This is a genomic window from Bacteroides togonis, assembly GCF_900130135.1.
Taxonomy (GTDB): Bacteria; Bacteroidota; Bacteroidia; order Bacteroidales; family Bacteroidaceae; genus Bacteroides; species Bacteroides pullorum.
Window position 1 is genome coordinate 776,103 of sequence record NZ_LT670820.1, and the last position, 12,697, is coordinate 788,799.

12 protein-coding genes are annotated in these 12,697 nt (G+C 53.9%); 6 read left to right on the forward strand and 6 right to left on the reverse strand.

What is annotated here, in order from left to right; translation table 11 throughout:
- Positions 1-4: 4 nt before the first annotated feature.
- On the reverse strand, positions 5-2,335 hold the full coding sequence (locus tag BQ8005_RS03435; protein ID WP_075317052.1) for a transglycosylase domain-containing protein: 2,331 nt from the start codon (positions 2,333-2,335) through the stop codon (positions 5-7).
- A gap of 817 nt (positions 2,336-3,152) precedes the next feature.
- On the opposite strand from BQ8005_RS03435, the gene pyrB reads away from it, so the two are divergent.
- The 6 genes from pyrB to glyA all read left to right on the forward strand — a co-directional run bounded on the left by pyrB (position 3,153) and on the right by glyA (position 7,864).
- Positions 3,153-4,091: an aspartate carbamoyltransferase gene (gene pyrB, locus BQ8005_RS03440; protein ID WP_075318895.1), complete on the forward strand. Its 939-nt coding sequence runs from the start codon at positions 3,153-3,155 to the stop codon at positions 4,089-4,091.
- Between the two features lie 80 nt (positions 4,092-4,171).
- Positions 4,172-4,630 carry an aspartate carbamoyltransferase regulatory subunit gene (gene pyrI, locus BQ8005_RS03445; protein WP_075317053.1) on the forward strand — a complete coding sequence of 153 codons (459 nt, stop codon included), beginning with the start codon at positions 4,172-4,174 and terminating at the stop codon, positions 4,628-4,630.
- 27 nt (positions 4,631-4,657) lie between these two features.
- Positions 4,658-5,038, forward strand: coding sequence for a four helix bundle protein (locus tag BQ8005_RS03450; RefSeq protein WP_021848139.1), 381 nt, complete (start codon positions 4,658-4,660; stop codon positions 5,036-5,038).
- 89 nt (positions 5,039-5,127) lie between these two features.
- On the forward strand, positions 5,128-5,697 hold the full coding sequence (locus BQ8005_RS03455; RefSeq protein ID WP_075317054.1) for a flavin reductase family protein: 570 nt from the start codon (positions 5,128-5,130) through the stop codon (positions 5,695-5,697).
- A gap of 24 nt (positions 5,698-5,721) precedes the next feature.
- A complete protein-coding gene (locus BQ8005_RS03460; RefSeq protein WP_021848141.1) occupies positions 5,722-6,501 on the forward strand; it encodes a porin family protein in 780 nt (259 codons plus the stop codon).
- Between the two features lie 82 nt (positions 6,502-6,583).
- Entirely contained in the window at positions 6,584-7,864 is a 1,281-nt protein-coding gene (gene glyA, locus BQ8005_RS03465) for a serine hydroxymethyltransferase (RefSeq protein WP_021848142.1), read from the forward strand.
- Positions 7,865-7,979: 115 nt separating this feature from the next.
- On the opposite strand, the gene BQ8005_RS03470 is transcribed toward glyA, so the two are convergent.
- The 5 genes from BQ8005_RS03470 to BQ8005_RS03490 form a co-directional block, all read right to left on the reverse strand.
- Positions 7,980-9,650, reverse strand: coding sequence for a formate--tetrahydrofolate ligase (locus BQ8005_RS03470; protein ID WP_075317055.1), 1,671 nt, complete (start codon positions 9,648-9,650; stop codon positions 7,980-7,982).
- A 71-nt stretch (positions 9,651-9,721) separates the two neighbouring features.
- Entirely contained in the window at positions 9,722-10,495 is a 774-nt protein-coding gene (locus BQ8005_RS03475; protein WP_083610486.1) for a lipocalin family protein, read from the reverse strand.
- A 36-nt stretch (positions 10,496-10,531) separates the two neighbouring features.
- Entirely contained in the window at positions 10,532-11,191 is a 660-nt protein-coding gene (locus BQ8005_RS03480) for an MliC family protein (protein WP_111936051.1), read from the reverse strand.
- Between the two features lie 189 nt (positions 11,192-11,380).
- Positions 11,381-12,241, reverse strand: a complete 861-nt coding sequence (locus BQ8005_RS03485; protein ID WP_075317058.1) for a phosphodiester glycosidase family protein — start codon at positions 12,239-12,241, stop codon at positions 11,381-11,383.
- Positions 12,238-12,606: a LytTR family transcriptional regulator DNA-binding domain-containing protein gene (locus BQ8005_RS03490; RefSeq protein ID WP_075317059.1), complete on the reverse strand. Its 369-nt coding sequence runs from the start codon at positions 12,604-12,606 to the stop codon at positions 12,238-12,240. Before BQ8005_RS03490 ends, BQ8005_RS03485 begins: the two co-directional genes overlap by 4 nt.
- Between the last annotated feature and the right edge of the window lie 91 nt (positions 12,607-12,697).

Genomic DNA, 12,697 nt, shown 5'->3' on the forward strand with positions numbered 1-12,697 from the left:
CACGTCAGTTGAACAGGTCGTCCAGCCCCATGTCGGGCGTCGGTTCGTCCACCTCCTCGTACACCTCGCCGTTGTCCTTGCAGGGATCGTAGTTCTCGGGCAGTTGGAAGGTCTCCGTCTCGTCGTAACCCAACGTCTTGTCGGCATAGACCTTGTTCATGTATTTCGTCCAGATGGGCAGGGCCATGGAGGCTCCCTGTCCGTGGAGCATGGTGTCGAAGTGGATGTCGCGGTCTTCGCCTCCCACCCAGCAGCCCGATACGAGCGAGGGGGTGAAGCCCATGAACCAGCCGTCGGCGTTGTAGTTGGTAGTACCTGTCTTGCCGCCCATGTCGGCCTTGACGCCCAGACGGCGCACACGTCCGCCTGTACCTTCGTTGATGACGGCACGCAGCATGACGAGCATCTTGTAGGCGCTGGAGGTGCTGATGACTTCGTTCATCTCGGGCGAGAAGGTGGCCAGCACGTTGCCCTCGTTGTCCTCGATGCGGGTGACGAGCAGCGGAGCCACGCGGATGCCGCGGTTGGGGAAGGCGGTGTAGGCGCTCACCATCTCGGCGACGGATATCTCACAGGGGCCGAGGCAGAGCGACACGCTGGGCACGATTTCGCGGTTGCGCACGCCGAAGGTCTGCACCAGGCGCTTCAGTTCGTAGGGGTTGAGCTTGCTCATGAGGTAGGCCGTAATCCAGTTGTCGGAGTTGGCCAGGCCCCACTTCAGGGTCACCATCTCGCCGATGCGCTTGTTGTTGGCGTTGCGGGGCGTCCAGGGGATGCCGTTCTCGTCGAGCAGGGTGTAGGACACGTGGCGTGCCTCGTCGCAGGGCGAGAAGCCGTTCTCCATGGCCAGGGCGTAGACGTAGGGCTTCATGGTCGAACCGATCTGACGGCGGCCCACCATGGCCATGTCGTACTGGAAGTAGTGGTAGTTGGGACCGCCCACATAGGCCAGCACATGTCCGTTGCGGGGATTCATCGACATGAAGCCGGCACGCAGGAAGTGCTTGTAATAGCGGATGGAGTCGAGCGGCGTCAGCACAGTGTCCACCTCGCCTGCCCAGCTGAAGACGGACATCTCCTGCGGGGTGTTGAAGGCCTTCATGATTTCCTTCTCCGAAGCTCCGCTCTTCTTCATCAGGCGGTAGCGGTCGGTCTGGCGAATGTTGCGCAGCAGGATTTCGTCGACCTGCTCCTGCGTCAGGCGGAAGCTGTAGGGAGCCTTCTTGCGGCCCTTCTTCTCCTTGAAGAAGTAGCCTTGCAGCTCTTTCAGATGCTCGGTCACGGCCTCTTCGGCATACTTCTGCATGCGCGAGTCGATGGTAGTGTATATCTTCAGTCCGTCGGTATAGAGGTTGTACTTCTTGCCGTCCTTCTTGGTATTCTTCTCGCACCAGCCGTAGAGGGGGTTGTTCTCCCAGTCGAGCGAGTCTTCGTAGTACTTCTGCATCTGCCAGCCGCGATATTCGGACTTGACGGGCTTCTTGGCCGTCAGCACCGTACGCAGGTATTCGCGGAAGTAGGGCGCAGGTCCTTCCTTGTGGTCCACGCGGTTGTACTTCAGCTTCAGGGGCAGTGCCTGCAGGGAGTCGCGCTGAGCCTCGGTCAGGTAGCCCGCCTTGCGCATCTGGTCGAGCACCACGTTGCGGCGTCCGCGGGTACGCTCAGCGCGGCGCACGGGGTTGAAGAGCGAGGGGTTCTTGCACATGCCCACCAGCGTGGCGGCTTCTTCAATCTTGAGGTCCTTGGGGTCGCATCCGAAGTAGGTGTAGGCAGCAGTCTTCACGCCCACGGCATTGTTCAGGAAGTCGAACTTGTTGAGGTACATCGTCAGGATCTCTTCCTTCGTGTAGTAGCGCTCCAGCTTGACGGCGATGACCCACTCGATGGGTTTCTGGAAGAGACGCTCCAGCGTGTTCTCCGCGCTGGGCGAATAGAGCTGCTTGGACAGCTGCTGGGTGATGGTACTACCACCGCCGGCATTCTTCTGCATCAGGATGCCGCGCTTCACAACAGCACGGAACAGGGCCTTGGCGTCGATGCCCGAATGCTCGGCAAAGCGCACGTCTTCCGTGGCGATGAGGGCGTTGATGATGTGGGGAGACAGGTCTTGATAACCCACGTAGACGCGGTTTTCCTTGCTGTACGAATAGGTGCCCAGCGTCTTTCCGTCGGCCGAAAAGACCTGTGTGGCAAACTTGTAGTTAGGGTTCTCCAGGTCTTCGACGGGCGGCATGTAGCCTATCCAGCCTTTCGAGATGGAGGTGAACACCAGCACGCATGACAGCAGCATGACGGCCAGCAGTATCCAGAGGGTTATGATGACTTTCTTGATCATGTTCCGAGTTTCGTTTTTACTTTGATTTAATAACGTGCAAAGATACAACTTCCGGCGCAATTACACAAGAGGAAGCTTCACTTTTCGGCGGCTTTTCAAGGCCGGAAACGCACGTCTGTCCGGCAGTCCTTCCGATAAACACTTTTTAACTTACACAATTACAAATTACAATTACAGTTAGACGAAAGTGAGTTTCCGCATCCATCAGATTAAATAGTATATTATAAATTTATTATATTATATATTATATATATATTATAATTATATATATAATATATAATATAATAAACATATATATAAGGGGCATGGGAGAAGCGAGCAAAAAACGATATTGACCTAACTGTAATTGTAATTTGTAATTGTGTAAGTTAACAAATGTGAATAAAATCCATTCCTTCCCTGCATTCGGCAGACACAAAAACAGCTTGTTTCCTGAGCAGCCGGACACCCCGTTTTCCCACCCATCACAACGCACCGCCCTGCCCGCCCGAAAGCATCGTTTTCCCGACTGAAAAACAATGCATTAGTTTTATTAACACAACAGGACGGTCTCGTTAACACCTTTTCAGACGCCGGCGGGACTCTATTTTTGGCGCTTCGGCGGGAGATGCCTACCTTTGTAGGGACGGGAGGAAAAATGGCGGCGGACGGAAAAAAATCGGGGCACAAGCTTCCAACTACCGCAGTTTTTGCCTACCTTTACACTCTCGAAAGGCAGTGAAAGGTGAGAGGAGAACAAATATCGAAACTTGTTTCAGATATTTTTATCCCGAACCGCCTCCTGTCTTATTCAAGAATTAACAAGAACAACAACGATATGGAAAACAGAAGTTTAGTGACCATCGCCGAACACAGCAAGGAGAAAATCCTCTATATGCTGGAAATGGCAAAGCAGTTTGAAGAACGTCCCAACCGCCACCTGTTGTACGGAAAGGTCGTGGCAACCTTATTTTTCGAACCCTCGACGCGCACACGCCTCAGCTTCGAGACGGCGGCCAACCGCCTGGGCGCACGCGTCATCGGCTTCAGCGACCCCAAGGCTACCAGCTCGTCGAAGGGCGAGACGCTGAAGGATACCATCAAGATGGTGAGCAACTATGCCGACATCATCGTGATGCGCCACTACCTGGAGGGAGCCGCCCGCTATGCCAGCGAGGTGACCGACGTGCCCATCGTGAACGCCGGCGACGGAGCCAACCAGCACCCCTCGCAGACCATGCTCGACCTCTACTCCATCTACAAGACGCAGGGCACGCTGGAGAACCTGAACATCTTCCTCGTAGGCGACCTGAAATACGGACGTACCGTACACTCGCTCCTGATGGCCATGCGCCACTTCAACCCCACCTTCCACTTCATCGCCCCCGACGAACTGAAGATGCCCGAAGAGTATAAGATATACTGCCGCGAGCACGGCATCCGCTACGTGGAGCACACGGACTTCACCGAGGAGACCATCGCCGAGGCGGACATCCTGTACATGACGCGCGTGCAGCGCGAACGCTTCACCGACCTGATGGAGTACGAGCGCGTGAAGAACGTCTACATCCTGCGGGGGAAGATGCTGGAGCACACCCGCCCCAACCTGCGCATCCTGCACCCCCTGCCCCGCGTGAACGAGATTGCCTACGACGTAGACGAAAGCCCCAAGGCCTACTACTTCCAGCAGGCTCAAAACGGCCTCTACGCCCGCGAAGCCATCCTCTGCGACGTGCTGGGCATCACTTTGGATGAATTGAAAATGGAGAATGGATAATGGAAAATTAGTGAATCATTTCCATTGTCAGTCCCCCCAAAAAATTATCAATTATCAATTTTCAATTTTCAATTAAAGAAATGAACGAAAAGAAAGAATTGCAGGTAGCCGCGCTGGAGAACGGCACCGTCATCGACCATATCCCCTCCGAAAAACTGTTTACCGTGGTGTCGCTGCTGGGCCTGGAGCACATGAGCAACAACATCACCATCGGCTTCAACCTCAACAGCAAGAAGCTGGGCAAGAAGGGCATCATCAAGATTGCCGACAAGTTCTTCTGCGACGACGAAATCAACCGCATCGCCGTCGTGGCGCCCAACGTGAAGCTGAACATCATCCGCAACTACGAGGTGGTGGAGAAGCGCGAAGTGAAGCTGCCCGACGAGCTGCATGGCATCGTGAAGTGTGCCAACCCCAAGTGCATCACCAACAACGAGCCCATGCCCACCCGCTTCCACGTCATCGACAAGGAACGCTGCATCATCAAGTGCCACTATTGCGAGAAGGAGCAGACGAGGGAGGAAATCGAAATCATTTAATTGAAAATGGAGAATTGAAAATTGAAAATGGAGAGCGAAAACCATATCTTGAAGTTCAACACCATTGAGGTAAAGAGCTATGATTTCGCCATCCGCATTGTCAATCTTCACAAATATCTGAACCGACAGAAAGAGATTCATTCCTTGTCCAATCAGATGCTTCGAAGCGGCACCGCTATCGGAGCGCTGATTCAAGAAGCCGTTCATGCACAGAGCAAGGCCGATTTTCTGAACAAGATGAATGTCTCGCTGAAAGAGGCAAACGAAACCATGTATTGGATACGCTTGTTGCACAGCACCCATTACTTGAAAGACAACGAATTCGCCTCCATTCATAAAGATTGCGAAGAAATCGTTAAACTATTGGCAAGCATCGTAAAAACGACCAAGGCCAGTCTGAACAGATAATTTTTCAATTTTCAATTCTCAATTTCCAATAAAACAATGTTCAAAACAGATAATTTTCAATTCTCAATTTTCAATTTTCAATTAAATAAATGAAAGAAGACTGGAAACCCGGCACCCTCATCTACCCCCTGCCCGCCGTCCTGGTGAGCTGCGGAAGCACGCCCGAGGAATACAACATACTCACCGTGGCGTGGACAGGCACCCTCTGCACCAACCCACCCATGTGCTACATCTCCGTCCGCCCCGAACGCCACTCCTACGACATCATCCGCCGCAACATGGAGTTCGTCATCAACCTCACCACGAAGGACATGGCACGCGCCACCGACTGGTGCGGCGTACGCTCGGGCCGCGACTACAACAAGTTCAAGGAGATGGGCCTCACGCCCGGACGTTGCACCGTGGTGCAGGCACCGCTCATCGAAGAGTCGCCCCTCTGCATCGAGTGCCGCGTCAAGGAAATCGTGTCGCTGGGCTCGCACGACATGTTCATCGCCGACGTGGTGAACGTACGCGCCGAAACCAGCCACCTGAACCCCGACACGGGCAAGCTGGAACTGGCCGAGACGAATCCGCTGGTCTACGTCCACGGCGGCTACTACGAACTGGGCCCCAAGATCGGCAAGTTCGGCTGGAGCGTCGAAAAGAAGAAAAGTTAAACAACAGACAAACGAAGGAACGACATGAAAAGAAACAGAGCTTCCCTCTTGCTTGCCCTGCTGACGGCTTCCACACTGGCGTACGGACAACCGTCGGCCAACCCCGATGCCGATGCACAGGCTGACAAGAAAAAGCGAAAGACGGAAACGTCCATCAACTTTGGTGCCAAGGGCGGATTTACCGCCTCTCTGTTCCTCGTGTCCGACCTCAGCATCAACGGAACCCATGTAGAACAGGTGCAGAACAACTACAAGATAGGCTACTTCGCCTCCCTGTTCATGCGCATCAATTTCGACCGCCACTTCCTGCAGCCCGAATTGTCCTACACCATCAACCGTTGCAACATCACCTTCGACAAGCCGCTGCCCGTAGACAATGCTCCCGAAGGCACCCTGCCCGAACAGGGAAGCATCACCTCGTCTATCCACAGTGTCGAAATCCCTGTCATCTACGGCTACAACATCATCAAGGACGGCCCCTACAGCCTGGCCGTCTTCGGAGGACCGAAGCTGCGCTACATCTGGGACAAAAAGAGTAAAGTCACCTTCGAAAACTTCAACATGGACAACATCCGCGAAGAACTTTACCCCTTCAATGCCAGCCTGACCGTGGGCGTGGCAGTCACCATTTCGCGCATCTTCTTCGACTTCCGCTACGACATCGGCCTGCACAACATCTCTAAGAAAATCACCTACGACATGCCCGACCTCCAGCCTTCGCCCGGCGAAAACATCCCTGACAAAGAGATACGCTTCACCCGCAAAGACAATGTACTCAGTTTCTCGTTTGGCGTGTTTTTTTAAACAAAATGACGCATATATTCATTTATTTGCTTACATTTGTAAACTTCTTAAAGAAAGAACTATTAATCTATTATAGAAACACATGAAAAGAGACGATTTAATTTTCGACATCATCGAAAAAGAACACCAACGTCAGCTCAAAGGCATTGAACTGATCGCATCAGAAAACTTCGTAAGTGACCAAGTCATGCAGGCCATGGGCTCCTGCCTCACCAACAAGTATGCCGAAGGCTACCCAGGCAAGCGCTACTACGGCGGTTGCGAAGTGGTGGACCAGAGCGAACAGATCGCCATCGACCGCATCAAACAGATATTCGGAGCCGAATGGGCCAACGTACAGCCCCACTCGGGCGCACAAGCCAACGCAGCTGTCTTCCTGGCCGTGCTCAACCCTGGCGACAAGTTCATGGGCCTGAACCTGGCTCATGGCGGACACCTGTCGCATGGTTCACTGGTGAACACGTCGGGCATCATCTACCACCCCTGTGAATACAACCTGAACAAGGAAACAGGCCGTGTAGACTACGACCAGATGGAAGAAGTGGCCCTGCGCGAACACCCGAAGATGATCATTGGCGGCGGTTCGGCCTACTCACGCGAATGGGACTACAAGCGCATGCGCGAAATAGCCGACAAGGTGGGCGCCATCCTGATGATCGACATGGCACACCCCGCCGGCCTTATCGCTGCAGGCCTGCTGGACAACCCTGTGAAGTATGCCCACATCGTCACCTCGACCACTCATAAGACCCTCCGCGGCCCTCGTGGCGGTATCATCCTCATGGGCAAGGACTTCCCCAACCCCTGGGGCAAGAAGACACCAAAGGGCGAAATCAAGATGATGTCACAACTGCTCGACTCGGCCGTATTCCCTGGTATTCAAGGCGGCCCGCTGGAGCACGTCATCGCTGCCAAGGCTGTTGCCTTCGGCGAAATCCTCCAACCCGAATGGAAGGAATATGCCGCACAGGTACAGAAAAACGCCGCCGTGCTGGCACAGGCGCTCATCGACCGTGGCTTCTCTATCGTGAGCGGCGGTACGGACAACCACTCCATGCTCGTCGACCTTCGCACGAAGTACCCCGACCTGACTGGTAAAGTAGCCGAGAAAGCCCTTGTATCGGCCGACATCACCGTCAACAAGAACATGGTGCCTTTCGACAGCCGTTCAGCTTTCCAGACTTCAGGTATCCGCTTGGGTACGCCTGCCATCACGACTCGTGGCGCCAAGGAAGACCTGATGCTCGAAATTGCCGAAATGATCGAAACTGTGCTCTCCAACGTAGACAACGAAGCCGTTATCGCACAAGTTCGTGCACGCGTCAATGAAACAATGAAGAACTACCCGATCTTCGCTTATTGAGTAAATTGAGAATAGAAAATTAGGACAAAAAAAGAGTGCATCCCTTAGGACGCACTCTTTTTTTCTATATAGGAATTGCTAATTGAATTCTCAATTCTCCATTTTCAATTTTCCATTAACTCAGCCCTTCTATCAACCCGTTTACGATATCGATATGTTCTGCCTGAGGCACCTTGGGAAGGCCAGGCATACGCAAGATTTCGCCCGCAATCGCCACAATCATTTCGGCACCATGGTTGATGACAATATCCTTGATGTGGAACTCAAAATTATCTACCGCCCCATAAATCTTCGGATCGGCCGAGAAGGAATATTGTGTCTTGGCAATGCAAATCGGATAATGCGTAATGCCCATCTGCTCAATGAGTTTGAGCATTTTACGTGAATGAATACTATAAGTCACCACGCTCGCTCCATAGAGGTTGCAGGCCACTTTCTCGATCTTACGCTCTACGCTGTCCGTCTCTTCGTACGTGAAGGCAAGCGGCTGGGAAGGCCGTTGTTCGATGGTATCCACCACCAGACGGGCCAGGTCGACGGCTCCTTCGCCTCCTTCTGCAAAGGCGTTGTTGATGGCAAAACCCACACCCAGCTTCTCTTCGCAATGACGGCGGATGGCTTCCACCTCCTCGTCCGTATCGCTGGCAAAGCGATTGAAGGCCACCACAACGGTCTGTCCGAAGGAACGCAGGTTGCGCACGTGTTTGTCCAAGTTGCCAAAGCCCTGCTTCAACCCTTCCATGCTCGGCTCCTTGATGCGGTCGAGGCTCACGCCACCATGCATCTTCAATCCTTGGGCCGTAGCTACAATGATGGTCAGCTTGGGTTGCAAGCCACTCTTGCGGCACTTGATATTATAGAATTTTTCCGCACCCAGATCGGCGCCGAAGCCAGCTTCCGTCACCACATAGTCGCCGAAGGTCATCGCCATCTTCGTAGCGAGGATGGAATTGCATCCGTGGGCGATGTTGGCGAAAGGACCGCCATGTACGAATGCCGCCGTGCCTTCCGTGGTTTGCACCAGGTTGGGGTTGATGGCATCCTTCAGCAGGACGGTGATGGCGCCGGCCACACCCAATTCCTTCACTGTAAAGGGGGTGCCGTCGAAGCGGAAACCGAGGATGATGTTCTCGATGCGACGGCGCAAGTCATCCTGATCCTTGGCCAGGCAGAGAATGGCCATGATTTCCGAAGCAGGCGTGATGTCGAAGCCCGACTCCTGTGTCACGCCGTTGGTGCTCGGTCCCAAGCCGGTCACGATGCTGCGCAGGGAGCGGTCGTTCACGTCGAGTACACGCCGCCAGATGATTTCCTTCAGCCCGAAGCCGTCGGCCTGATGCTGGTAAAGGTAGTTGTCGAGCAAGGCCGAAATCATGTTATGGGCAGAGGTGATGGCGTGGAAGTCGCCTGTAAAGTGCAGGTTGATTTTCTCCATGGGCAGTACCTGCGCATAGCCGCCGCCTGCTGCTCCACCCTTCATGCCGAAGCAGGGACCTAAAGAAGGTTCGCGCAAGGCCACAATGGCTTTCTTACCTATCTTATTCAATCCCAGCGCCAGGCCGATGGAAACGGTGGTCTTACCGATACCCGCCTTAGTGGCCGTGATGGCCGTCACCAGAATCAGATTGCTTTGCTTTACTTTTTCTTCATCGATGAGATGAATGGGAATTTTGGCGATGTAGCGGCCGTAGTTTTCCACTTCTTCGCGAGGTATGCCGACGCTCTCAGCCACCTGCTTGATTTTCTTGAGCTCGATGCTGCGAGCTATTTCGATGTCCGACTTCATAGAGGTATTCAAATGATTTAAAAAATGAAAGTGCAAAAGTACGAAAAAGCCCGCAGCCAGCCAACGAAAGTCTATTGCAATTGCAGAGTGTAGTTCAAATTCGAGTCAATCGGTCGCAACTCGCGGTCGAGCATGGTCAGTTTGTCACCTCCGAACAAGAAGTTCATCGTGTCCTCAGCCTTGTCGAAAGGCACAAACTGAAGGACAGTAGCGTTCTTGTCTACGGCATTGCCACGCAAGGTGTACTGGCGTCCGCAGAACTCGTAGGTCTGGTCCTTCCCGTCCTCAGCCTCCAGGTAGGTGAGGCTCGCTCTGAACACGCCGTCGCCGCTATGCTCGTAGTTGTAGAGGGTGATATCGTAGACGATGCCCGGGCATGAAGCGGCTGGCAACGTGCCACGATAGACGCGCGTCTGCAACTGACCCGTACCTTCCGCCTTCTGAAGGGAGTCGAGCAACGCCTTGTCCTTACCCAAGACAGGCACTTCCTTCACCCGATAGTAATCGATGCGATAAGCACCGTTCTTGCCCAGCTTCAGGGAGTCTGCCGTGAGGGACACCACGTCCAGCGTGTCCGAAAAGTCCAGCGTCTGCCCATTGCCGATGCTCTTGCCGTTGAGCACCAGCTTGCCATCGGCCAGGCTCCACGATTCATACTTCAACGTAGCCATGCCAATGGAAGTAGCGGTGCCGTCGGCGTTCAGCGTCACTCCCTGCGTAAATTGGGAGTTGACGGGCATCACCTCCAACCAGTTTCCTACAAATTCTCTCTCTTCTTTTTGTGTGGCCGTGTGGCACGAGGCCAACAAACCGGCAGCCACGGCCAGCATCATTGTTTTTTTCATGATTTATATCTTCTTATATAGATTGATTGTTTCGAGTTATTTTTCCTGCTCCACGAAGTTGATGGATGTACCATCCCCCGTGAGTGTGAGGGTTACCTGCTTACCTTTGCCCCTAATGTCGGCCAGCGGATTCCGATAGCCGTAGCCCGAGGCGGTGACATACTGGCGGAGCAGATAGTCGATGCCGTTGTAGCGGATTTGTGCCACCCCTGCCTGGGTGAAGAAGACGGCGGAGAGTTTTTCTCCTTTCGCACCCACGAACTCGGCCTTGAGCTGGTTTTCACAACCGGTCGAAGCATACAACACCTTTCCACCCCGGCTCACCAACCATTCGTTACCACACTTTTCCAGCATGTAGGTATCGTCGTCCTCCACATTCCATACGGCCGTACCATCAGGGCGGACACGCTTGTCCAATACGACGGTTTCCTGCGGCAGGAACACTTCTGCCTTGGACGAGTCGGACGGAAATACGACATAGCCTGCCATCGTGGCTTGCGGGTCGGTGGCCGACAGGACGCGTGCACCTTCCTCGAAGATGCGGATTTTCTTATCGAGTACTTTGGAGTAGGTGTAACCTTGGGCGGCATCGCTCGCTCCAATAGGGGCTTCTGCCTTGTCGGGGCTTTTGGCCTGCTTGCTACCACACGACATCAGTAACAACAGAGCGGCCAGACAAATAAAGTTTCTTTTCATCTCAAATAAAGTTTTAATAGTTTATACATTCAGTCCAGTTTTCCTTTTTATGAAACAGGCGTCGGACTTGCATCATCGACCTGCACGACAAAAATAGGCAAAAACACCCATGTCCGCAAGCCGACAGACGTCGCCTGTTATGAAGTATAACAAATAATGTATGAAATAGTGCGTTGAACGCACGAAATATTATTTCCCGAAGACCAGATAGTTCGTGTTAGGATAGACATGCTCCTGCGAAACTCCCAAAAAGAGGGTATCACCATCCACCTTGCAGAAGGCATAGGCATCGCCACCAGGCAGGTAGAGGGCGTCGTGCATGCCATAGTCGGCCAGGGCTTCCGAGAAGTCGTAGAGCGACTCGCGCTGGCGGCTCACCACCACATAGACGCGGGCGTCGTCGGCCTTCCGCGCCACCGCCCGCCGCAGGGATTTTCCCTTCAGGCGGTTGGGCCATATCTTTCCGTCGGCCACCAGCGCATATTGCCTGAAGAAGGAGCCTTGCCGCGAGGCGCAATAGTTCATCACCGTGTCCGAAGCCGAAACGCCCAGAAAGAGCTGCCCTTCGAGCAGGGCGCCATACCCCTCCTTCCGCTTGCCGTTGCCATAGCGGCGTCCGTCCAAGACGAAGTCGCCCACAATGCCCAAGTTGTCCTTGCGCACATCGGCGGCAGGCAGGGCCATGAGCACCGTCGTGTCTTGCGCGGCAGGGCGCCCAATGCACAGGCGCGCTTTGGCTCCCTCGATGACAAACACCTGCATCGGGACGTCGTTCACCGTATCGTCCACGACGCTGATGCGTACCTCCTTCGTCACGCCCGCCGCGGGTTGCTGCCCGTCTTCCAGAAGTGCCAGGTCGCTTTCCAAGGGGAAAGCATCGTTTTCCTGTGGAGAAACGGCCGTTTTCCTGAGGAGAAACCAGCCAGTTATCAGAAGGGCTACAACCAAGGCGGGCAACAGATACCCAAGGAAGCGCTTGCCGCCTCCCCGCTTCCGTCCGCCGCCTGCCTGACCCAATACCTGTATTTCGTCTTCTTCGTGTCTCTTCATAATCCTACCTCCTTTTCCAACAATTCCTTCAGCTGCCGCAGGGCCTCGCGCGAAGCCGAGAGCCTGAAAGCTCCGTCCAGCCTGCTGTCCGACAAAACCAGTTCCTGCTTCGTCAGATTGATTTTATAGATGTAGTTGCGATTAATGATCAGGCTCTTCCCGATGCGGATGAAGCAGGCCGCCTCTTCGGCCAGCTGGGTCTCGACCAGCTTCTGCATGCGCAGGAGGTTGAAGGCAAAGACGTGCTCCGTGCGGTCGTGAAGCACCACCGTCACATAGTTGCCGTCCGAGGAGATATAGGCTATCCGCTCCGGCTTCATCCTGACCAGCTCGTTCGAGTTCGATACTACCAAGACCCTTTCCATACGGGTGACTGAAAGATTTATCGCGGGCAAAATTATCGTTTTTCCGCATATATGCGTTAACTTTACCCCAAAATATTCCAAACAAACCTAC

Excerpts from the sequence above, each read along its gene's own strand:
- BQ8005_RS03475 (WP_083610486.1), bottom strand. The coding sequence starts at position 10,495 with ATGAAAAAAACAATGATGCTGGCCGTGGCTGCCGGTTTGTTGGCCTCG.
- BQ8005_RS03490 (WP_075317059.1), bottom strand. The coding sequence starts at position 12,606 with ATGGAAAGGGTCTTGGTAGTATCGAACTCGAACGAGCTGGTCAGGATG.
- BQ8005_RS03435 (WP_075317052.1), bottom strand. The coding sequence starts at position 2,335 with ATGATCAAGAAAGTCATCATAACCCTCTGGATACTGCTGGCCGTCATG.
- BQ8005_RS03455 (WP_075317054.1), top strand. The coding sequence starts at position 5,128 with ATGAAAGAAGACTGGAAACCCGGCACCCTCATCTACCCCCTGCCCGCC.
- pyrI (WP_075317053.1), top strand. The coding sequence starts at position 4,172 with ATGAACGAAAAGAAAGAATTGCAGGTAGCCGCGCTGGAGAACGGCACC.
- BQ8005_RS03485 (WP_075317058.1), bottom strand. The coding sequence starts at position 12,241 with ATGAAGAGACACGAAGAAGACGAAATACAGGTATTGGGTCAGGCAGGC.
- BQ8005_RS03450 (WP_021848139.1), top strand. The coding sequence starts at position 4,658 with ATGGAGAGCGAAAACCATATCTTGAAGTTCAACACCATTGAGGTAAAG.
- pyrB (WP_075318895.1), top strand. The coding sequence starts at position 3,153 with ATGGAAAACAGAAGTTTAGTGACCATCGCCGAACACAGCAAGGAGAAA.
- BQ8005_RS03480 (WP_111936051.1), bottom strand. The coding sequence starts at position 11,191 with ATGAAAAGAAACTTTATTTGTCTGGCCGCTCTGTTGTTACTGATGTCG.
- glyA (WP_021848142.1), top strand. The coding sequence starts at position 6,584 with ATGAAAAGAGACGATTTAATTTTCGACATCATCGAAAAAGAACACCAA.
- BQ8005_RS03470 (WP_075317055.1), bottom strand. The coding sequence starts at position 9,650 with ATGAAGTCGGACATCGAAATAGCTCGCAGCATCGAGCTCAAGAAAATC.
- BQ8005_RS03460 (WP_021848141.1), top strand. The coding sequence starts at position 5,722 with ATGAAAAGAAACAGAGCTTCCCTCTTGCTTGCCCTGCTGACGGCTTCC.